The organism is Falsirhodobacter algicola, assembly GCF_018279165.1.
Taxonomy (GTDB): Bacteria; Pseudomonadota; Alphaproteobacteria; order Rhodobacterales; family Rhodobacteraceae; genus Falsirhodobacter; species Falsirhodobacter algicola.
Window position 1 is genome coordinate 2,209,587 of sequence record NZ_CP047289.1, and the last position, 21,363, is coordinate 2,230,949.

Annotated in this window: 20 protein-coding genes and 1 pseudogene; 5 read left to right on the forward strand and 16 right to left on the reverse strand. The window is 66.0% G+C overall.

From position 1 onward, the window contains the following. Window positions 1-1,002, forward strand: coding sequence for a 4-hydroxyproline epimerase (locus tag GR316_RS11135; RefSeq protein ID WP_211783979.1), 1,002 nt, complete (start codon window positions 1-3; stop codon window positions 1,000-1,002). 31 nt (window positions 1,003-1,033) lie between these two features. Here GR316_RS11135 and lhpI read toward each other — a convergent pair whose 3' ends face one another. The 4 genes from lhpI to GR316_RS11155 form a co-directional block, all read right to left on the reverse strand. After that, complete coding sequence (gene lhpI, locus GR316_RS11140) at window positions 1,034-2,707, reverse strand: cis-3-hydroxy-L-proline dehydratase (RefSeq protein WP_211783980.1); 1,674 nt, start codon at window positions 2,705-2,707, stop codon at window positions 1,034-1,036. 35 nt (window positions 2,708-2,742) lie between these two features. Continuing rightward, entirely contained in the window at window positions 2,743-3,783 is a 1,041-nt protein-coding gene (locus GR316_RS11145; protein ID WP_211783981.1) for a proline racemase family protein, read from the reverse strand. A gap of 19 nt (window positions 3,784-3,802) precedes the next feature. Next, the gene (locus GR316_RS11150) at window positions 3,803-4,438 is read right to left on the reverse strand and encodes a GntR family transcriptional regulator (protein WP_211783982.1); all 636 of its coding nucleotides are present in this window, start codon (window positions 4,436-4,438) and stop codon (window positions 3,803-3,805) included. 156 nt (window positions 4,439-4,594) lie between these two features. Beyond that, window positions 4,595-5,089 carry a lactoylglutathione lyase family protein gene (locus GR316_RS11155; protein WP_211783983.1) on the reverse strand — a complete coding sequence of 165 codons (495 nt, stop codon included), beginning with the start codon at window positions 5,087-5,089 and terminating at the stop codon, window positions 4,595-4,597. A 93-nt stretch (window positions 5,090-5,182) separates the two neighbouring features. On the opposite strand from GR316_RS11155, the gene GR316_RS11160 reads away from it, so the two are divergent. Next, complete coding sequence (locus tag GR316_RS11160; protein ID WP_211783984.1) at window positions 5,183-6,061, forward strand: LysR family transcriptional regulator; 879 nt, start codon at window positions 5,183-5,185, stop codon at window positions 6,059-6,061. Between the two features lie 4 nt (window positions 6,062-6,065). Here the strand turns inward: GR316_RS11160 and GR316_RS11165 are convergent, their stop codons facing one another. The 6 genes from GR316_RS11165 to GR316_RS11190 are packed head-to-tail and all read right to left on the reverse strand — an operon-like array spanning window position 6,066 to window position 10,865. Then, window positions 6,066-6,902: a fumarylacetoacetate hydrolase family protein gene (locus tag GR316_RS11165; RefSeq protein ID WP_211783985.1), complete on the reverse strand. Its 837-nt coding sequence runs from the start codon at window positions 6,900-6,902 to the stop codon at window positions 6,066-6,068. Window positions 6,903-6,904: 2 nt separating this feature from the next. Further along, window positions 6,905-7,819 (reverse strand): dihydrodipicolinate synthase family protein, encoded by a 915-nt coding sequence (locus GR316_RS11170; protein WP_211783986.1) that lies wholly within the window; start codon window positions 7,817-7,819, stop codon window positions 6,905-6,907. Window positions 7,820-7,869: 50 nt separating this feature from the next. After that, window positions 7,870-8,667, reverse strand: coding sequence for a transporter substrate-binding domain-containing protein (locus GR316_RS11175; RefSeq protein WP_211783987.1), 798 nt, complete (start codon window positions 8,665-8,667; stop codon window positions 7,870-7,872). A 59-nt stretch (window positions 8,668-8,726) separates the two neighbouring features. After that, window positions 8,727-9,488 carry an amino acid ABC transporter ATP-binding protein gene (locus GR316_RS11180; RefSeq protein ID WP_211785207.1) on the reverse strand — a complete coding sequence of 254 codons (762 nt, stop codon included), beginning with the start codon at window positions 9,486-9,488 and terminating at the stop codon, window positions 8,727-8,729. Between the two features lie 18 nt (window positions 9,489-9,506). After that, complete coding sequence (locus GR316_RS11185; RefSeq protein ID WP_211783988.1) at window positions 9,507-10,151, reverse strand: amino acid ABC transporter permease; 645 nt, start codon at window positions 10,149-10,151, stop codon at window positions 9,507-9,509. A 30-nt stretch (window positions 10,152-10,181) separates the two neighbouring features. After that, window positions 10,182-10,865 (reverse strand): amino acid ABC transporter permease, encoded by a 684-nt coding sequence (locus GR316_RS11190; RefSeq protein WP_211783989.1) that lies wholly within the window; start codon window positions 10,863-10,865, stop codon window positions 10,182-10,184. 163 nt (window positions 10,866-11,028) lie between these two features. Here GR316_RS11190 and GR316_RS11195 point away from each other — a divergent pair, with 163 nt between their 5' ends. From GR316_RS11195 to GR316_RS11200, 3 genes and pseudogenes are all read left to right on the forward strand, one after another. Continuing rightward, complete coding sequence (locus GR316_RS11195) at window positions 11,029-12,567, forward strand: UxaA family hydrolase (protein ID WP_211783990.1); 1,539 nt, start codon at window positions 11,029-11,031, stop codon at window positions 12,565-12,567. Window positions 12,568-12,627: 60 nt separating this feature from the next. After that, window positions 12,628-12,732 (forward strand): annotated as a pseudogene (locus GR316_RS13945) (GntR family transcriptional regulator); the annotation flags it as partial. After that, window positions 12,733-13,542 (forward strand): GntR family transcriptional regulator, encoded by an 810-nt coding sequence (locus GR316_RS11200; protein WP_211783991.1) that lies wholly within the window; start codon window positions 12,733-12,735, stop codon window positions 13,540-13,542. Here GR316_RS11200 and GR316_RS11205 read toward each other — a convergent pair. From GR316_RS11205 to GR316_RS11230, 6 genes are read right to left on the reverse strand one after another with little or no spacing between them, the layout of a single operon-like run. Next, window positions 13,530-15,350, reverse strand: a complete 1,821-nt coding sequence (locus GR316_RS11205; RefSeq protein ID WP_211783992.1) for an ABC transporter ATP-binding protein — start codon at window positions 15,348-15,350, stop codon at window positions 13,530-13,532. The two genes, GR316_RS11200 and GR316_RS11205, sit on opposite strands and share 13 nt — an antisense overlap. A 2-nt stretch (window positions 15,351-15,352) precedes the next feature. After that, window positions 15,353-17,131, reverse strand: coding sequence for a gamma-glutamyltransferase family protein (locus GR316_RS11210; RefSeq protein ID WP_211783993.1), 1,779 nt, complete (start codon window positions 17,129-17,131; stop codon window positions 15,353-15,355). Between the two features lies 1 nt (window position 17,132). After that, entirely contained in the window at window positions 17,133-17,993 is an 861-nt protein-coding gene (locus GR316_RS11215) for an ABC transporter permease (RefSeq protein WP_211783994.1), read from the reverse strand. Further along, entirely contained in the window at window positions 17,990-18,937 is a 948-nt protein-coding gene (locus GR316_RS11220) for an ABC transporter permease (RefSeq protein WP_211783995.1), read from the reverse strand. The genes GR316_RS11215 and GR316_RS11220 overlap by 4 nt, the downstream gene beginning before the upstream one ends. A gap of 48 nt (window positions 18,938-18,985) precedes the next feature. Beyond that, a complete protein-coding gene (locus tag GR316_RS11225) occupies window positions 18,986-20,494 on the reverse strand; it encodes an ABC transporter substrate-binding protein (RefSeq protein WP_211783996.1) in 1,509 nt (502 codons plus the stop codon). Continuing rightward, window positions 20,491-21,246, reverse strand: a complete 756-nt coding sequence (locus GR316_RS11230; RefSeq protein ID WP_211783997.1) for a FadR/GntR family transcriptional regulator — start codon at window positions 21,244-21,246, stop codon at window positions 20,491-20,493. The genes GR316_RS11225 and GR316_RS11230 overlap by 4 nt, the downstream gene beginning before the upstream one ends. Window positions 21,247-21,363 lie beyond the last annotated feature (117 nt).

Genomic DNA, 21,363 nt, shown 5'->3' on the forward strand with positions numbered 1-21,363 from the left:
ATGGCGACCCATACCTTCTCCTGCATCGACGGGCATACCTGCGGCAATCCCGTCCGGCTCGTTTCGGGCGGGGGGCCGCGCCTCGATGGGGCCACCATGCTGGAGCGGCGGGCCCATTTCCTGCGCGACCACGACTGGGTGCGCACCGGGCTGATGTACGAACCGCGCGGGCACGACATGATGTCCGGCTCCATCCTCTATCCGCCGACGCGCCCTGATTGCGACATCGGCGTGCTGTTCATCGAAACCTCGGGCTGTCTGCCGATGTGCGGGCACGGCACCATCGGCACCATCACCATGGCGATCGAGAACGGCCTCGTCACCCCGCGCATACCGGGGCAGCTGTCCATCGACACGCCGGCCGGAAAGGTGGACATCACCTACCGCCAAGAGGGCCGCTTCGTGGAGGAAGTGCGTCTGACCAACGTGCCGGGCTTTCTGCATTCCGAAGGGCTGACCGCCGAGGTGGAGGGCCTTGGCGAGATCGTGGTCGATGTGGCCTATGGCGGCAACTTCTATGCCATCGTGGAGCCGCAGCGGAACTTCCGCGACATGGCCGACCATTCGGCGGGCGAGCTGATCGGCTGGTCGCGCCTCTTGCGCGCGGCGTTGAACGCCAAATACGAGTTCGTTCATCCCGAACATCCCGCCATCTGCGGGCTGTCGCATATCCAATGGACGGGCGCGCCGACGGTGGCGGGCGCCCATGCGCGCAACGCGGTGTTCTACGGGGAAAAGGCGATCGACCGCTCGCCCTGCGGCACGGGCACCTCGGCGCGGATGGCGCAACTGGCGGCGCGCGGCGCGCTGGCCGTGGGGGATGAGTTCGTGCACGAATCCATCATCGGCAGCCTGTTCCGGGGCCGGGTGGAGGGCGCGACCACCGTCGCGGGCCGCGCGGCGATCATCCCCTCCATCGCCGGATGGGCGCGGATGACGGGCTACAACACCATCTTCATCGACGACCGCGATCCCTTCGCCCATGGTTTCGTCGTGACCTGAGCGAAGGGTCGGGCGCCCTCTGCGCCCGGCCTCAGAGCCAGCCGGGCTGCGAGGGTTTCGCGCGGCCGTGGATCGCCGCCGTCACGCAATCGGACAGCGCGCCGAACCGCACCGTGCGCCCGGTCAGGCCGGGGCCGTAATGGGCATATTTGCCGGAATTGGTCATCACGGCGCGGGTCGCAGCCGGATAGACGGGCTCCGAGATGGAGCACCAGCAGATGTCAGAGACGACCTGCACCCCCGCTTCGATCAGCGCGGCCAGCGTGCCGTCGGCGCCCGCATCCTCCATCACCTTGCGCCCGGTGGTCAGGATCGTCGGCACCGACACCTTGCGCCCGCCAAGCTCCGCCGCCAGCGCCCGGCATTCCCCGAGCGAGGCATGGGGGCTGCCCAGTGCCACGAGGTCGATCGCCTCCGGCCCGTCGTTCAGCATCTTCCACCCGGCGGCAAGGTCCGCCGCGCCAAGGGTCACATGGTCGGCATCCTCGGCGATGCGGTCCGCCTCGGGGGTGATGCCTTCGACATGCAGCATCGGCGCGGCCGAGGTCGTCCCGAAGGCGGCGCACAGCGCCTTCAGCGCGTCCCGGTCCGGGGCCGCATCCGCAAGGCCCGTCAGCAGCGGGATCCGGTCGGGCGAGGCTTTGCCCGCAAGGTATCCCGCCAGCGGCCAGAAGGCGTCGTCCACCTCGGCCGGGATGTCGAAATGGATGATCCGCCGGGCGCGCCGCGGCCCATCGAGATAGACCCCCGCCAGCGGCGCCCGCCCCGTGACGGCGATGCACAGATCGAGGAAGTCGGGATGCTTGGCTGTCCGCGCCCCGATGACGCTGTTGGCGTAGATCACCGCATTCGATTCCGCCCATGCGATGGTGTCGCCCTCGGCCGGCGCGGTATCGAGGAGATAGGGCGAGCAGGTGAAGGTCGGCTGGCAGCCCATCTGCACATAGGCATCGGCCAACCGCTGGGCCGGGCCGCCAAAGATGGGCGGCACGCCTTGCTGCTGCCAGTTGCGCCGATCCACCGAGATGGCGTTCATCGTCGTCGGCACCCGCACATGGGCGCCGAGATCGCGGATCTTCTCGGCGAAGGTCAGGTTGGCGGGGCTGGCATAGATGCAGCCGTCGATATGGGCCTGATTCACATCCACCAGCCGGGTCGCGCCCTGCTGGGCGGCCATCGCGCAGATGATCCGCATCGACAGCGCGGCGGCCACGCCCTCGGCCCCGTCCAGCATCTGGCGGTCGGCCTCGGTCAGCTCCAACGCGCCGGTGGCGGGGGGAAGGACGGCAAGGCTCAGACCCTCGGCCTCGATCGCGGTATCGGTGATGCGGGCCTCGGGGCAGGTGGCCAGCCGGTCGAACGCGGCACGCGTCAGCCGCAGGACGGGCAGGCGGCTCTCGAACATCTCGGCCGCGATCAGCGCGCCCAGCGTGACGACATCCTCCTCCTCGCAGAACACCAGCGCCGCGGGGCCGCGCCCCGACAGCACCAGATCCAGAAGCACCCCCGATCCGGTGCAGGATCCGCGGGTGGAGGGGAGCATCAGGATCGCGCCCGTCACGCAGCGCCCCTGCAGCGGATGGTGCACGTCGATCACCCGGCCCGTGGCCGGATCGACCCCGCCCCAGAAGCTGAGCGGTTCGTTCGCGGCGACGATCGGGCCAAGGGCCGTGCCGGGCAGGATGCTCTGTGCGTCGGATGTCATGGAATGCTCCTGGGTCGGGCCTGGGATGGGCGGGGTCATTGCTTCAGGGTGGGGGTCGCGCCCCATGTGTCGGCGACGGCATAACCTTCGGGCCACGGATCTTCGGGATCGAGCATGTAGCTGTGCCGCCCCGTGATCCACGCGCGTCCGGTGATCTGCGGCGTGATGGTGGTGCGGGGGCCGGTCCGATCCTCGGCGAGGATTTTGCCGGTGAAGGTGGAGCCGATGATCGAGGAATGGATCAGCGTGTCGCCCACGCCCATCTGCCCGCGCGCATGCAGCACGGCCATCCGGGCCGAGGTTCCGGTACCCGTCGGGCTGCGGTCGGACCGTCCGGGGGCGACGATGCAGGTGTTGCGGGTGACCTTGCCGCTGCCTTCGAACGGCATCGCGAACTGCACGATGGAAACGCCGCGCACATTGTCGAATTCGGGGTGGGCGATGTCGAACTGGGCGCGGGCCGCCTTGCGGATCGCCTCGCCAAGGATGGCAAGGTCGCGCGCCTCGTCCGGCGCGATGGAAAAGCCGAGCGCCTTGGCGTCCACGATGCCGAAGATCATGCCGCCATAGGCGATGTCGATCGGGATGGTGCCGTGCCCCTCCACCTCCAGCGGGCCATCGAGCCGCATGGCGAAGGCGGGCGCGTTGCGGAAGGTGATGGAGCGGCAGCGCCCCTCCCGGCATTCGGCCGTCACCTCGATGACGCCGCCGGGCATGTCCAGTTTGAAACGGGTGATGGGTTCGTGCATCGGCACCATGCCGGTTTCCAGCAGGACCGTGGCGACGCAGATCGTGTTCGAGCCGGACATCGGGACGTATTCCGTCGGCTCCATGACGATGACACCGGCGGCGCAATCGGGGTCGATGGCCGGCACGATCAGGTTGACATGCCGCGCGACCGAGCCGCGCGGCTCGCAGATCAGAAAGCGGCGGATGTCGTCATGGTCGCGCTCCATCGCGATCATCCGCTCCATCATCGTGGCGCCGGCGGGGGGCAGCACGCCGCCCACGATCACATCCCCGATTTCCCCTTCGGCGTGGCAGCCGACAACCTCGATCAGCCGTCTGGATTGCATGGAGGCCCCTTTGCGGCTGTCATGGCGAGGAGGAGAGCAGGTCCAGCAGCGCCTTGCGGATATGCTCGATATGGGCGCGCAGAAGGTCGGCCGCCTCGGCGAAGCGGCCGTTCTCGCAGGCGTCCAGAAGTTCGGCATGTTCGGCGACGGCGCGTTCGCGGTCGGCGGGGATGTGCAGAAGCTGCGTGCGGGTGTGAATTTCCACCTCGGCCAGAAGCTGATCGCTCAGCGCCAGCATCCGGTGGCTCGCGGCGTGCTGATACAGCGTCATGTGGAATTCGCGGTTGATCGCGTTCCACATGGACACGTCGTGATCGTTCAGCGCCTTGAAATAACGGGTCTGGATCCGGTGCAGCCGCGCGAAATCAGCCGAGGTCAGCCGCGGGGCGGAGCGTTCCAGCAGCCACGGCTCCATCAGCATGCGCATGCTGAACAGCTCGTCGATCTCTTCGGGGGAGAGTTGGGCGACAATGGCGCCGCGATGGGGCAGAAGGCGGATGAGGCCCTCCTTTTCAAGGATCAGGAACGCTTCGCGCAGGGGGATGCGGCTCATCCCGAGTTCGGCGGCGAGGACATCCTGCTTCAACTGAAACCCGGGCGGGTAAACCGCATTCAGGATGCGCTGGCGCAGTTCCGACGCGGCGGTCTGGGCCATCGTCCTGTGGGGGGTGATCTTATCCAAGCGTACGGTCCCGAACCTTCCCTGTCCGTGTCGTGCAGTATTTGTATAAAATCTACGATGTCAAGGAACAGGCTAAAAACCTGAGTATGGCGCATTCCGGCGGCGCGTCCACCGCCGGAATGGCACGGCTCAGTTATAAGCGCCCGCCGAATAGGTCAGTTCGTAGGAATGGGAGTAGAGTTCGAACACGATGCCGAAGGGATCTTCGACATAGACCATGCGATAGGGCTTGTCCTTGTAGTAGTGGCGCACCGGCATCCGCTGCCGCCCGCCTGCCGCCACGATCTTGGCCAAGAGCCCTTCGACATCCGGGTCCTGAATGGCGAAGTGGAACAGGCCCGTCTGGCGGAAGGGCAGGTTGTCCTCGGCGGCGTGGTTGCCCTGAAACTCGAAAAGCTCGAAGCCGATGCGGTCGGCGGTGGCGAGGTGGGCGATGCGGAACCGTCCCCAGCCGGGGCCGAAGACATCGTTGCACATCACGCCGATGTCGGTGTCATCCTCGGCGATCTCGGTCGGGGGCATGATGACGTAAAATCCCATCACGTCGCGGTAGAATTCCGTGGCGCGATCGAGGTCGGGCACCGAGAGCCCGATATGGGAGAAGGTACGGGGGGTAGGGGTCATGGCAGGTTCCTTTCGTTGCCCGACATATAAGGCCGTTGCATTGCGACAAGAAATTATCATCTGTGATGCAGATCATCACATGGCGGAATGAACATGCTGAACGCGCAATGGATCGAAACCTTCGTCACCCTGTGCGAAACCGGGCATTTCACCCGCACCGCCGAGCGGTTGAACATGACCCAGCCCGGCGTGTCCCAGCAGCTGCGCAAGCTGGAGGAGCAGGTGGGACAGCCCCTCATCTCGCGCGATGGCAAGCGGTTCGTCCCGACCCCGGCCGGTGAAGCGGTGCTGCGCCTTGGCCATGACCGACGGCGGCAGGAGCAGGCCCTGCGCGCCGCCCTGTCGGTGGATGATCCCCATGTGGGCGAGGTGACGCTGGCCTGTTCGGGCAGCCTTGCGATGCTGCTTTATCCGCAGCTTCTGGCGCTGATGGCCGAGGCGCCGGATCTGGTGATCCGGCTGGAGGCCGCGCCGCAGGCCCGCGTGCAGGACGGGGTTCTGACGGGGGCGTTCGATCTCGGCATCGCCGATCACGCGCCCGCCCATCCGCGGCTGGAGGGGCAGCGCGCGGGCACGGATGAGCTGTGCCTCGTGCTGCCGGCGGGGCAGTCGGCCGAGCGGTTCGCGGATCTGCAGGCGCGGGGCTTCGTCGATCATCCCGACGGTGCCGCCTATGCCGAGGCGCTGCTGCCCGCCAATTTTCCCGATTATCGCGGTCACCCGCGGGTGCGCAGCTTCATCAACCAGATCGGCCAGATCCCGGAGCCGGTGGCGCGGGGCATCGGCTATACGATCCTGCCGCGCAGCGGGGTGGAGGCGTTCGCGCGCCGCGACCGGCTTGCGGTTGCGGCGCTGTCCCATCCGGTGCGGCACGATCTGTGGCTGGTATGGCGGCGGGGGCGGCAGCTTCCCGCGCGGGTGGCGGGGGTCGCTGCGCGCGTCACGGCCGCGCTGGGGGCGGCCGTGCCCTGAGGCGTCAGCTGGCCACGATCTCCTGACGCTGATGGCCGAGGCCCTCGATCGCCAGTTCCACCACGTCCCCGGCCTTCAGGAAGCGCGGCGGCGTCATGCCCATGCCCACGCCGGGCGGGGTGCCGGTGGTGATCACGTCGCCCGGCTCCAGCCGCATGAAGGACGCGATGTAGGTGACCAGATGGGCGATGGGGAAGATCATCGTCTCGGTCGTGCCGGTCTGCATCCGCTGCCCGTTCACATCGAGGCTGAGGGCGAGGGACTGCACATCTGCGATCTCGTCCGGGGTCACGAGCCATGGGCCGAGGGGGCCGAAGCCCGGCGCGCTTTTGCCCTTCGTCCACTGGCCGCCGCGTTCCTGCTGCCATGTGCGTTCGGACACGTCATGGCAGATGCAGTAGCCGGCGATGCCGCGCACGGCCTCCTCCGCGCTCACCTCATGGAGGGGCTGGCCGATGACGATCGCGATCTCCACCTCCCAGTCCAGCTTGTCCGAACCGCGCGGGATGCGGATCGGATCGTCCGGCCCCGACAGGGAGGACGGCGCCTTGTTGAACAGGATCGGCTCTTCGGGGATGGCCATGCCGGCCTCGCGGGCATGATCGGCATAGTTCAGCCCGACGGCGATGAAGTTGCCGACCCGCGCGATGCAGGGGCCGATCCGCGGGGTGCCGGGCACGAGGGGCAGGGCACTGACATCGAGGCCCCGCAGGCGGTCCAGATCGGGCAGCGTTCCGGCGTCGATGTCGCTGACGATCCCCGACAGGTCGCGAATCGCGCCCCCGTCATCGAGGATGCCGGGACGTTCCTTGCCCGGTTCGCCAAAGCGCAGCAGTTTCATTCCTATTTCCCCCAGGTCAACGCGAGCGGTTGCACGTCATGTGCAAGCTCCAGAAGACCGGCCTTTGTCGCCGGATGCAATGGCTCCAGCGGGTGGCGGACGGCGTCCGATCCGATGACCCCGCCTTCGGCCATCACCGTCTTGGCCGCGCGCAGCCCGCATTGGCGGTTCTCATAGTTGATGAGGGGCAGGATCCGGCGATAAAGGTCGGCCGCGGTGGCCCGATCCCCCTCCGCATGGGCGGTGATCACCGGGCGGATCAGGTCGGGCAGCAGCGCCGAGGCCATCACCCCCGTCGCCCCGGCATCCAGATCGGCCATGAGGGTGATCGCCTCTTCGCCGTCGAAGGGGCCGTGGATGTCTTCGCCCCCCGCCTCGATCAGGGCGCGCAGCTTGGCCGCCGTGCCCGGAACCTCGATCTTGAAATACCGCACGAGGGGCAGTTCGCGGGCGACGCGGGCCAGGAAGGCCACCGACAGTTGCGTCCCGCTGAGCGGCGCATCTTGGATCATCACCGGCACGCCGCCCGCTTCGGCCACGCGGGCGAAATGATCGTAGATGGCGGTTTCGTCCACGCGCATTCCGGTGCCGTGATAGGGCGGCATGATCATCAGAAGGCTCGCCCCGGCGGCCGCGGCATGGGCGGCCCGTTCCGCCGCGATGCGAGTGGAGAAGTTGCTGCAGGTCACCATCACGGGAACGCGGCCGGCCACATGCTCGAGGCAGGTCTCGGTCAGGATGCGGCGTTCCTCATCGGTCAGCAGGAACTGCTCGGAATAGTTGGCAAGGATGCAGATGCCGTCCACGCCCTGATCGATCATGCAATCCATCACACGGCGTTGGCCGTCCAGATCGATATCGCCATTGGCATGGAACGGGGTGGGTGCAACGGGGAACAGCCCCTTGTAGCGGGTCATGACGCCTCCGGTGGTTTGGGGGATGCCCGGCCGCGTGGCCGGGCCAGTGATCATTCCGCGAGATCGGCGGGCAGGGATTGGTGGAAGTACTTCTCGTAGATGCCGTTCAGCTTGCCGTTCTGCAGGTTCGCCAGCACCCAGCCGTCCAGCGCCTCCTTCAGCGCCGGCTCATCCTTGCGAAGGCCGATGGCCATCGGATAGGAGGCCATGTTCATCTTCACCTCCAGCCCGAGGCCGGGGTTCTGCTCGGCCAGCGCGTTGGCGGTGGAAAGGGCGGCCGCCAGCATCTTCTGCTGGCCGGTTGCGACGGCGGTGGTGGCCGTCGCCTCGTCCTCGTAGCGGACGATGTTCGCGCGCACGCCCGTATCCTTCACGAGGCGCGTCAGTTCGATATCGGCGGTGGTGCCGCGGGCGACCGCGATGGCCTTGCCGGCCAGATCCTGCGCCTCGGTGATCGCCTCGCCCTCGGGGGCGGAGATGACGACCGGGATCACCCCATAGGGCCGGGAATAGTCGATGACCTTCCGGCGTTCGTCCGTGATGGAGAAGGACGCGATCACCACATCCACCTTGTTGGAGAGCAGGAACGGCACCCGGTTCGCCCCCGACACGGGCACGAGTTGCAGCTTCACGCCCAGATCCTCGGCCAGAAGCTGCGCCGTCTCCACGTCCGATCCGGTTTCGCGGGTGGCGCTGTCGAGCATGCCGTAAGGCGGGTGGCTGACATCGATGGCGACGATGACGCTGCCCCGCGCCTTGATGTCGTCCAAGGTATCGGCAAGGGCCGGCATCGCCGCCCCGGCCACCAGCGAAAGCGCGATGGCGCCAAGATAGGTGCGAACAGTCATGGTATCCTCCCATTTCTGCGGATGCCGGCCTCCCCGCCGGTCCGCGTGTCCGGCTCGGGTCAGAGACCGTTGCCCACGAATTGCTGAAGTTCGGCCGTTTGCGGGGCCGACAGCATGCGCCCGTCGCCGGTTTCCCAAACGCGGCCCTGATGCATGAAGACGATCTTGTCGGCGACCGAGCTGGCGAAGGACATCTCGTGCGTGACGAGCACCATCGTCATTCCGCTGGCCGCCAGCCGTTCGATGGTGCGCAGCACCTCGCCCGTCAGTTCGGGATCGAGCGCGGATGTCACCTCGTCGAACAGCATCAGCTTGGGCCGCATCGCCAGCGAGCGGGCGATCGCCACGCGCTGCTGCTGCCCGCCCGAAAGCTGTTCGGGATAATTTCCGGCCTTGTCCGAAAGGCCGACCTGCGCCAGCACATCCGCCGCAAGGGTCCGCGCATCGGCCGCGCTGATCCGGTGCACCTTGCGCGGGGCCAGCGTCACGTTCTGCTCCACCGTCAGGTGGGGGAACAGGTTGTAGCTTTGAAAGACGATGCCGACATCCTTGCGCAGATCGCGCAGGTCGGTGCCGCTTTCGTGCAGATGGCGTCCGCAGACGGTCAGCGTGCCGCCGTTGATCTTCTCGAGGCCGTTCACGCAGCGCAGCGCGGTGCTCTTGCCCGAACCGGACCGGCCGATCAGCGCCACGACCTCCCCCGGGGCGATGTCGAGGTCGATGCCCTTCAGCACCTCGAAGGCGCCGAAGCTCTTGCGGACGTCACGGAAGGCAACGAGCGGTGCGGCCGTCGTGGCCCGCGTCTCATGGATGGCGTTCATGGCGTTCATGGCTCTCTCTTACGTCCGTTGAAGGCGGCGTTCGTAGCGGCGGGCGATCATCGACATCGGGAAACAGATCGCGAAGTACAGCACCGCGGCGATGGTGAAGACGGTGAAGGGCATGTAGGTGGAATTGTTCAGCACCTTGGCCGAGTAGGTCAGGTCGAAGAAGCCGATCACCACCGAGTAGGAGGTGTTCTTCACGATCTGCACCATGAAGCCGACGGTGGGCGGAATGGCGATGCGCACCGCCTGCGGCAGGATCACATGGACGAAACGCTGAAGCGGGCTGAGGGCGAGGCATTCGCCGGCCTCCCACTGCGTCTTCGGCACGGCCTGAATGCAGCCCTTCCAGATTTCCCCCAGATAGGCCGAGGCATAGAGCGTCATCGCGGCCCCCGCCGCCACCAATGCGGGCACGTTGTAGCCGCCGATGCTCATCCCGAAATAGACGACGAACATGATGACCGGCAGCGGGATGCCCTGAACGATCTGCACGAAGCCCGAGGACAGCAGCCGCAGCGTCCGGCTGGCGGAACGGCGGGCCAGCGCCAAGGGCAGGCCCAGAAGCGTGCCGCCGGCAAAGCCGAGAAGCGACAGCACCACCGTCCAGCCGGTGCCCCGGAACAGGTAGGTGAATTGTTCGATGGTCAGTCCAAGCATGACAGCCTCCGTCAGGTGCCGGGATGAGGATCAAAGAGGGGTGCGAAGCCGCCGCCGCCGCGGGAAGCTGACCTGCGCGACGCCCATCAGCACGATGCGCAGCAGCGTCGCCATCGCAAGGTAGATGGCCGCGATCACGAGGTAGACCTCGAAGCCCCGGAACGTGAAGGACTGCACCATATAGGCAACGCCGGTCAGTTCCTCGGCCGAGATCTGGGACATGATGGAGGTGGCGAGCATCATCAGCACGAACTGGCTGACGAGCGCGGGATAGACCCGCTCCACCGCTTGGGGCAGCTGCACCGACAGCACGGTCTGCACCGGGCCGAGGGCGAGGCATTCGGCGGCTTCCACCTGTCCCTTGGGGATGCTCTGGAACCCGGCGCGCATGATCTCGGCGGTATAGGCGCCGACATTGATCGTCAGCGCGATCACCGCCGCCACGAACGAGCCGATGTAGATCTGCAGGACCGCAAGGCCGAAGAACAGCCAGAAGACCTGAATGATCAGCGGCGTGTTGCGGATCGCCTCCACATAGCAGGTGGCGATCCCGCGCAGCCATGGCCCGCCATGAAGCCGCGCCAGCGCCACCGCCGTGCCCAGCACGAAGCCCGGAACGATGGAGACGAAGGTCATCCCCAGCGTCAGCCAGACCCCGCGCCACATGTCCGGCGCGTAGCTCGACAAGAACGAGAAATCGAATTCATAGCCCATCGGGATGGACCTTTCGGATCACGTCATGCGGCTGCGCATGACGTGTCAACGCCTTGATTCGCATCACCTCTGCCTCCCCACAGCTGGATACGTTTCGACTTGACGAAGAGGTAGCATGGACGGATATTGCAGGCAATAGCCATTTTTAGGAAACGTGGCCGACATGCTTACAGATACCGTTCCCGCCCTTGTTCTGAACCCCGACGACACGGTCGCCGTGGCCCGCCGGGCGATTCCCGCAGGCACCGCCTTCACCCTGGGCGAGCGGGCGATCACCGCCGCCGCCGACATTCCGAGCGGTCACAAGATCGCGCTGACCGACACCGCCCCCGGCCAGCCGGTGGTCAAATACGGGCAGGTGATCGGCACCGCCTCGGCGGCGATTGCGGCGGGGGATCATGTGCATCTGCACAACCTCGCCATGCAGGACAGCCATGTGGAGCATCGCTTCGCCGAAGCCGCCCGCCAGACGCCGCTGCTGCCCGAGGCGGAGCGGCGCACTTTCGACGGCTATCTGCGCGCCGATGGGCAGGTGGGCACGCGCAATTACATCGGGATCATCACCTCGGTGAACTGTTCGGCCACGGTGGCGCGCGCGATCGCCGATCGCTTCAACCGGGGATCGGAACTCGAGGCGTTTCCCAATGTCGATGGCGTGGTCGCGCTGACCCATGGCACCGGCTGCGCGATCAGCATGAAGACGGAGGGCTATCTCTATCTGACGCGGGTGCTGGCGGGCTATGCGCGCAATCCCAATTTCGCCGGCATCCTGATGATCGGCCTTGGCTGCGAGAGCAATCAGATCGCCTTCATCAAGGAGCGATTCGGCCTCGAGGAAGGTCCGACGCTGCGGACGATGACGATCCAGCAACTGGGCGGCACGCGCCGCACGGTGGAGGTCGCCTCGGACATCATCCGCGAGATGCTGCCCGCCGCGCAGGCGGCCACGCGCACGCCGCAGCCGCTGTCGGGGCTGAAACTTGCGCTGCAATGCGGCGGGTCGGACGGCTATTCGGGCATTTCGGCCAATCCGGCGCTGGGCCATGCGGCGGATCTGCTGGTGCGCCATGGCGGCACGGCCGTGCTGAGCGAGACACCCGAGATCTATGGCGCCGAGCATCTTCTGACCGCCCGCGCCGTCACCCCCGACGTGGCCCGCCGCCTCGTGGACCGGATCGATTGGTGGCGCGATTACACCGAGCGGAACGGCGCGGAGCTGAACAACAACCCCTCGCACGGGAACAAGGCCGGGGGGCTGACGACGATCCTCGAAAAATCGCTCGGGGCCGTGGCCAAGGGCGGGACCATGCCGCTGGAGGCCGTCTACGAATATGCCGAACCGATCGACCGGACCGGCTTCGTGTTCATGGACACGCCCGGCTACGATCCCGTGGCGGTGACGGGGCAGTTGGCGGGCGGGTGCAACATGCTCGTCTTCACCACGGGGCGCGGATCGGTGTCGGGGTTCAAGCCTGCGCCGACGATCAAGGTCGCCACCAACACCGCCATGTACCGCCACATGGAGGAGGATATGGACATCAATTGCGGCGGCATCGTCACCGGAGAGCGCACGATCGAAGAGGCCGGGGAGGAGATCTTCGAGCGTGTCATCGCCGTCGCCTCGGGCGCACGGACGCTGAGCGAGGAGTTCGACTACGGTGACAACGAATTCGTTCCGTGGCAGATCGGGGCCGTTACCTGAGAGGATCGTGTCATTCCCAAGATCGATCGCACCCCCGCCTATGCGGCACTGACGGCGCGGCTGCGCGCCAGCCTCGATGCCGGGCGGCTTGCCCCCGGCACCGTTCTGCTGGAAAGCGCGCTGGCGGGCCTTGTCGGCTCTAGCCGCGCGCCGGTGAAGCAGGCCTTGGCCGCGCTGGAGGGAGAGGGCCGCGTCACCCGTTTCGCCGGGCGCGGCCTGATGGTGCCGGGGGACGAGCCGCGCCGCATCCCCCTGACCCCCGCCATGCTGGGCCTTGCCGAGGACGAGCCCCCGGCCAAGGCCCCGACATGGCAGCAGCTCTATTACGATGTGGAGCGGGAGATCATCCTGCAATCGGTCATGGGCCGGTTCCGCGTGAACGAACTCGCGCTGTCGCGTCATCTCGATGTCGGGCGCACCGTGGCGCGCGATCTGCTGATACAGGCCGAGAAGCTGGGCCTCGTTCAAAAGGGGGAGCGGGCGCATTGGTGGATCGTGCCGCTGGATGCGGCGCGGTTCCAGCACCTCTATCAGTTACGGGTGCTCTTGGAACCGGCGGCGCTGCAATCGGCGATCCCGCATATCCCGCCCGAGGATCTGCGCGCCATGCAGGAGCGCCTGCATGCGGTGATCGACAGCTATCCGTCCGTGGACAGCCCGACGCTGGACCGGCTGGAGACGGATCTGCATGTCGATTGCTTGGAACATGCGAGCAATCCCGAACTGCTGGCCGCGCTGAAGCGCACGCATTGCATCCTCGTATCCGGCAAGCACATTCAGGTTGCGGCGGGGCGCGTGCCCGATGCCTTCATGGACGAACATCTGGCGGTGCTCGATGCCGTGGCAGCGGGGGATGTGCGCCGCGCCAAACGGGCGCTGGCGCAGCATCTCGCCTCTTCGGCCGGAAAGGCGACGGAGCGGCTGACGGCCTTCCGCGCCACCGCCCGCGCCGCCCCCCCGCCTTACATCGTCTGAGGTGCCTCTTCGGAGAGCATCACCCGGTGGCCGGGGGCCACCTCGCGCCACTGCCGCCGTGGCGGTACGAAGCCGCGCGGGCGCACCGGGCTTTTCAGCTCGGTGATCTCGGCATTGCGGCGCATGCCGCGGCGGGCAGGGTCGGGGACAGGTACGGCAGCGATCAGCTTGCGCGTATAGGGGTGCTGCGGATTGCCGAAGATCGCCTCACGCGGGCCTATCTCCACGATCTCGCCGAGATACATCACGGCGATGCGGTGGCTGACTCGTTCCACCACCGCCATGTCATGGCTGATGAAGAGATAGGCGATGCCCAGCCGTTCCTGAAGATCCATCAGCAGATTGCATACCTGCGCCTTGATCGACACATCCAGCGCCGATACGGATTCGTCGGCCACGATCACCTTGGGGTTTAGCCCGAGCACGCGCGCGATGGCGATCCGCTGGCGCTGCCCGCCCGAAAACTCATGCGGGTAACGATCCATCATCGCGGGCGGCAGGCCGACCTGATCCAGCAGGTCCGCCGTCATCGCGCGCGCCTTGGCGCCGGTGGCAAGGCCGTGCTTCAGGATCGGTTCGGCCACGGTCTGCCCCACGGTCATCCGCGGGTTCAGGCTGGAGAACGGATCTTGGAAGATCATCTGCCCCGAACGCCGCATCCGCCGCAGATCCGCCGGGCCAAGGTCGCGCACATCGTAACCGTCCAGCGTGATCTGGCCCGAAGCGGGTTCGATCAGCCGCAGGATCGACCGCCCGGTCGTGGATTTTCCGCAGCCCGATTCTCCCACGAGGGACAGCGTCTCGCCGTGATGCAGATCGAAGCTGACATCCTCCACCGCATGAACTGCACCGGAAGGACGGCCCAGAAGGTTCTTTCCCACATCGAAACGCGTTACGAGGTTTCGGACCGAAAGCAGCGGCGTGCCGGAACGCTGCACGGTATTTGCCACGGGAGGTAGCGGCTCGATCGTGCCGGTGCCCATGTCCACCTTTGGAAAGCGCAGGGGCCATGCCTCGCCGGTCATGCTGCCCAGTCTTGGCACGGCGGCCAGCAGCGCCCGGGTATAGGGTTCCTGCGGAGCGGTGAAGATCTGCGGGGTCGGCCCTGTTTCCACGCAATCGCCACGGAACATAACCACGGTGCGATCCGCGATTTCGGCAACGACGCCCATGTCATGAGTGATGAACAGCACGCCCATGTTCTGCTCGGCCTGAAGCTCCTTGATCAAATCGAGGATCTGACCCTGTATCGTCACATCGAGCGCCGTCGTCGGCTCATCCGCGATCAGCAACTTCGGCCGCGAAGCGAGGGCCATCGCGATCATCACCCGCTGACGCATCCCGCCGGAGAATTGGTGCGGATGCTCGTCGATGCGGCTGCGAGCATTGGGAATGCGCACCCGGTCCATGAGGGCCAGCGTTTCGGCTCGTGCCTCGGCGCGGTTCATGCCTTTGTGGCGCAGCAGCACCTCGCCGATCTGCCGCCCGACGGTGAAGACGGGGTTCAGCGAGGTCATCGGCTCTTGGAAGATCATGGCGATGTCGTTGCCGCGGATGCGGCGCATCTCGGCATCGGGCAGGGCGGTCAGATCACGCCCGTCCAGCAGGATCTGCCCCTCGATGCGCGAACGGCCCTTTTCCAGTAGCCCCATGATCGACAGCGAGGTGACGGATTTGCCGGAGCCGGATTCGCCGACCACGGCCACCGTTTCGCCCGCCTTCACATCGAAGCTGACATCGCGCACCACCGGGATCCATCCAGCATCGGTCTTGAACGAAGTCGTTAGTCCCTGAACCTGTAGTACCATGCTTACCGTCCGACCGCATAGGCTTGCATCAGCCGCGGCGTGGCGGCCGCGCGCAACAGCCCGCTCGGATCGCGCCGCACCGCCGTCAGGCGCCCGATGTCCCAATCGCCCGCGACGGCCACGTCATGGCCGCGGCGGCGCAGTTCGGCGATGGTCGCCTCTCCGGCGCGGGCCTCGATCAGCATGCCGCCCGCCTTGCGCGTGCGCGGATAGAAGCTGGCGGGGAAATGGGTAGAGTGGAACAGCGGCAGGTCGATCGCGGCCTGCAGGTTCGGTTCGTGATGCACATAGCGCAGGAAGAAGGCGAGTTGCCATTGGTCCTGCTGATCGCCGCCCGGTGTGCCGAAGGCCAAGGTCGGTCGGCCATCCTTGAGCGCCAGCGAGGGGGTCAGCGTGGTGCGCGGCCGCCGGCCGGGGGCGAGCGACGTCGGCAGGCCCGACTGCATCCAGAACATCTGCGCCCGGCTGTTCAGGCAGAAACCGAGTTCGGGGATGATGGGCGAGGATTGCAGCCATCCGCCAGACGGCGTGACCGAGACCATGTTTCCCCAGCGATCCACCACATCCACATGGACCGTATCGCCGCGCTTTTCCGACAGATGCGCCATGGTCGGTTCATAGACTGCGCCTTGACCCAACCCGTCGATGACGCGCAGCGTCAGATCGCGCTGCGCCTCGAAGCCCGGAACGGTGCCCGGCAGCAGATCGCGCGAGGCGGCGGGGCCGATCAAAGCCCGCCGCTCTGCGTTGTAGGCATCCGACAGCAGTATATCCATCGGCACTGCGGCGTGGTCGGGATCGCCGTAATAGACCTCGCGGTCGGCATAGGCGAGTTTCATCGCCTCGATCACCGTATGCACGAAATCGGGGCCGGATGGGTCCATCGCCGCGATGTCGAACCCTTCGAGCAGTTTCAGCGACTGCAGCAGCACCGGCCCCTGACCCCATGCCTGCGTCTTGGCCACGGTCCAGTCGTGATAGGTGCCGAGTTGCGGCTCCTCCACCGTGGCGCGGTAACCCGCCATGTCATCGGCCGTCAGCACCCCCCGATGGCGCTGGCCCGAAGCGTCCATTGCCTCCGTCTCTGCGCAGAAGCGGTGGATCGCGTCGGCCACGAACCCGCGATAGAAGGCGTCACGAGCGGCATCTATCGCCGCTTCGCGCGTCGGGCCTTGCGCCGCCTCCACCAGGCGGGACCATGTGCGCGCCAGAGCCGGATTGCGGAACAGCGCCCCTGCGACCGGCACCTGCCCCTGCGGCAGCCATGTGGCATGCGATGTCTGCCAATGTTCGGCAAAGAAATCCTGCAACCCCGAAATGGTATCCGCGACGCGGGGCAGCAGGGGGTGGCCATGCTCGGCATAATGAATTGCGGGGGCCAGAACCTCGGCCACGCTCATGGTGCCGTAATCGCGCAGCATCAGCATCCAGCCGTCGAAGGCGCCGGGGATCACCGTAGCCAAAAGCCCGTTTCCCGGAATGACCTTGATCCCCTCGGCCGCGTAATGTTCGATCGTGGCTGCAGCCGGGGTCGGTCCTTGGGCGCAGATCACCTGCACCTTGTCCGATTTCGCATCATAGAGAATGGCGGGCATATCGCCAGCGGGGCCGTTCAGATGCGGCTCCAGCACATTCAGTACGAAGCCGGTGGCCACGGCGGCGTCGAAGGCATTGCCGCCCTTCTCTAGAATGCTCATCCCCACGGAGGACGCGATCCAATGCGTCGAGGCGACCATTCCGAAAGTGCCGGTCAGTTCGGGGCGGGTGGTGAAGGCTGTCATGTCAATTCTCGCGGGGGTCGAGGGCGTCGCGCAGACCGTCGCCCAGAAGGTTGAAGCCGATGACGACGAGGAAGATCGCCGTGCCCGGCCAGATCGCCATCCACGGCGCCTGCGTCAGGAAGTTCTTGGCCACGTTCAGCATGGATCCCCAGCTGGGGGCGGGGGCCTGCTGACCCAGCCCGAGGAAGGAGAGCGAGGCTTCGGCGATGATGGCCGTGGCGACGGTCAAGGTGGATTGCACGATGATCGGCGGGACGATGTTGGGCAGGATGTAACGGCGCATGATGTCCACATGGCCGAGGCCGATGGAGCGCGCGCCCTCGACATAATCCTCGGTCTTGACGGCCAGCACCTGACCGCGCGTCAGCCGGATGAAGACCGGTGTCGCCGAGAGGCCGATGGCGATCATCGCATTCGTAAGGCTCGGCCCGAGAAAGGCCGCAAGGGCGATGGCCATGATGAGAAACGGCATCGCCAGCAGCGCATCGGTGAAGCGCGAGATGACGGTATCGGTCCAGCCGCCGAAATAGCCCGCGATAAGGCCGATCGGCACACCCACCGTCACCGCGATGGCCACCGAGACGACCCCGGCCATCAGTGAGGCCCGCGCTCCCCAGATCATGCGCGACAGCACATCGCGCCCAATCTCGTCCGAACCCATCCAATAGAGTGCCGAGGGGGCCTTACGGATCGCCGTCCAGCTCGTCGCCAGCGGGTCCTGTATTGGCAGAAGCGGGGCGAGTGCGGCCAAGGCTACGAAGAAGGCGACGATGGCGAAGCCGACGATCGCCGAGGGACTGCGGCGGAATTTCCGCCATGCCTGGTTCTGTGCTTTCGGCAGGGGGGCGAGGATGGCGGTCATAGTGCGGACCTCATGCGCGGGTTCAGAAGAACATAGAGGATGTCGGCCACAAGGTTCATCGCGAGGAAACCGACGGCGGTGCACAGCACCACGCCCTGCACCACGGCGTAATCGCGGTTGAAGACGGCATCCACGATCAGTTTGCCGAAACCGGGGATCGTGAAGATCTGTTCGGTCAGCACGGCGCCCGCCAGCAATTCGCCGAAGAGCAGCGCCGTGAGGGTGATCACCGGCAGCAACGCGTTGCGGAAGGAATGCACCATCACGATTTCGCGCCCGCTCAAGCCCTTGGCGCGGGCGGTGCGGATGTAATCGGCCCGCATCACCCCCAGCATGGACGAGCGAGTGTGCCGCATCAGCGTCGCGGCAAGGCCCGTGCCCAGCACGAAGGACGGCATCAGCATAGTCTGTATGGAGCGGAGCGGATCGACGAAGAAGGATTCATACCCCGAAGCGGGAAGCCAGCCTAGATTGACCGATACCGTGAGGATCAGCATGATCCCGAGCCAGAAATTCGGGATCGACAGGCCCGACAACGCCACAAGATTGGCCAGCCAGTCGATCCATGTCCCTTTCTTCACCGCTGCAAGGATACCGGCGGGAATCCCGATCACCAAAGCGAAGATCATCGACATGACCGCCAGTTGCAGCGTGACGGGCAGCTTCTGCCCGATCAGCTCCAGCACCGGCTGATTGGTGCGCAGGGACATGCCGAAATCGCCCTGCAGCACGCCGCCGATCCAGCGGCCATATTGCACGATCAGCGGATCGTTCAGGTGATACTGCGCGCGCAGCGCCTCCAGCACGGCGGGATCGCGCTCTTCGCCCGCCAGCGCCAGCACCGGATCGCCTGGCAGAAGTTTCTGCAGCAAGAACACAAGGATGGAAACGATCACCAGCGTCGGAAGCGCAACGAGGATGCGCCTGAGGATGTAGATCAGCATGGTCGTGGCCTTTCAGGGGATGGCGGGGGTGCTCCCCCCGCCCGCCGGTCAATCTTCGTCGGTCACACCCTCGAGGCGGATCATTCCGTCGGGATAGGCCTTGAAGCCCTGCACTCCGGTATCTTCGGCGAAGATGTAGGTCTGGTGGCCGAGATAGATGATCGGCAGATCCATCGCGAGGATCTTGCCTGCGGCATCGTAATCGGCTTTGCGCGTGGCGATATCCGATTGGGTGCGGGCGTCGTTCAGCAGGCGGTCCACCTCTGCGTTGCTGTAACCGGCATCGTTCAGGCCGCCGCCGGTGGTCACGAATTGATGGATGTTGCCGTCCGGGTCCGCCCGGCCCGACCAGTCGGAGCGGGACATTTGGAAATTGCCCGCGGTCTGTTCGGCCAGAAGGGTCGCGAACTCGGTCGCCTGAAGCTGAACATCGAAGCCCGCCTCGGCCACCATTGCTTGAATCACCTGCATCATCTGCGTGGTGACGGGGTTGTTGGCGTGCTGAAGCGTGATCTGAACGCGGTCATGGCCCGCCTCCTTCATCAGCGCCTTCGCGCCTTCGAGGTCGCGCGCGGGAACGGGATTGTCCTTGTCGAACCACCGGCTCGAAGGCGGGAAGGGCTGGTTTCCGGGCGTTGCCTGACCTTCGAACACGACCTGCATCAACGCCTCACGGTCGATCGCCTTGGAGAAGGCCTGCCGCAGACGCGCATCCTCGCCCAATGGGTTCTCCGCATTCGGCCCGTTTCCGACATTGCTGTAGAGCGCCATGTAACCAAGGCCCGTCACCGATTGCATCTGCAGTTTGGGATCGGCCTCGACCGCCGCCGCATCGGTGGCGGCCACGCGTTCCACCATGTCCAACTCGCCCGAGCGGAGGTTGGCAAGACGTACGGTCGTGTCTGGGATCGGGAGATAGGTGACGCGGTCGATATGGATCTGATCGGCGTTCCAATAGGCGGGGAACTTGTCCAGAACGATGCGATCCTGCTGAACCCGCTCTACGAACTCGAACGGGCCGGAGCAGACGGGATTTGCGCCGAAATCGGCCCCCGCCGCTTCGGCCGCCTTGGGCGAGACCATCATCCCCGCACGGTCCGACAACTGCGCCAGAAGCGAGCTGTCCGGGGCCTTCAGATGGAACGTCACCTGAAGGGGACCGGTGGCTTCGATGCTGTCGATGGACGCAAGCTCCGATTTGCGGCGGCTCTCGGGCATCGTCATGTAGCGGTTGATGTTATAGACCACCGCCTCGGCGTCGAAAGGCGTCTCGTCGTGGAAGACGACGCTGTCCCGGAGGTTCATCACCAGATCGAGGCCATCATTCTCATAGCTCCAATCGGTGGCGAGCTGCGGAACGATGTCCACATCCTCGGACAGGTCCACCAGTTTGTCGCACAGCGCCGTATAGACGATGCGGCCGACGAAGGTGCGCGATTGCGCCGGATCGAGAACGTCCGGATCGTCCTGCAGGCCGATACGCAGTTCGTTCGCGGCCGCGGGCATCGCCGCCAGCAGCGCGATCAGGGCCGAGGCGGTCAGGGTGTTGAGCATCATGTCAGGTTTCCTTGCTGGATGGGGGGTGGCGCCGGTACGTCCGGGCTCTGGTCTGGGTAATGGCTCGTCTGCCGGTTCAGCGTGTCCTGAAGCAGCAAAAGATGTTCGTGCATGGCGCGCCCCGCGGAGGCGGGGTCGCGCGCGCCGATCGCATCGACGATGGCGGTGTGCTGCATGATCGTGATGGCGCGCGATCCCGCGCTGATGCGGGCCTGTTCGCGGATGGCGCACCACGCCGCATCCTGACGGATCCGGTTCACGATGTCGAACAGCCCAAGGAACAGAGTGTTGCGCGCAGCCTGCGCAATGAGGCGGTGCAGCATGCCGTCCCACAATTCGCGCGCATCGGCATCTTCCGAGGCGCTGATGCGTTCGGCAAGGTCGCGCATCCGTTCCACCTCATCCGGGCGGGCACGCAGGGCCGCCATCTGCGCCAGAGCCGGTTCGATCCGCAAACGGACTTCCATGATCTCCGCGAAATCGGTGGTGGCGATCAGGGCCGAGGGGCTGAGCGACGCGACATCGCGCTCGCCGAGGAAGGTTCCGGCCCCCTGGCGCCGCCAGAGCAGGCCCTCAGCCTCCAGCGCATCGAGGGCGCGGCGTAGGGCCCGGCGCCCGACGCCGAAGGTCTCGGCTAATTGCCGCTCGGTCGGCAGGCGGCTGCCGCTTGCAAGATCGGCCTCGGTTAGAAAGGTGCGCAACCGTTCGAGGGCATAGGCGGAGTTAACTTCCTGTGGAGATTCGGACGGCATCTCGTGATCCTTTGTTCCTGGACCACTGAGCCTATTCCTAATTGGTTACGCAAAAGGTTCAGCCAATTCGGCGGATGTATCTCGCGTACATGCCTAATGTTTGGGCTATATGTGTGC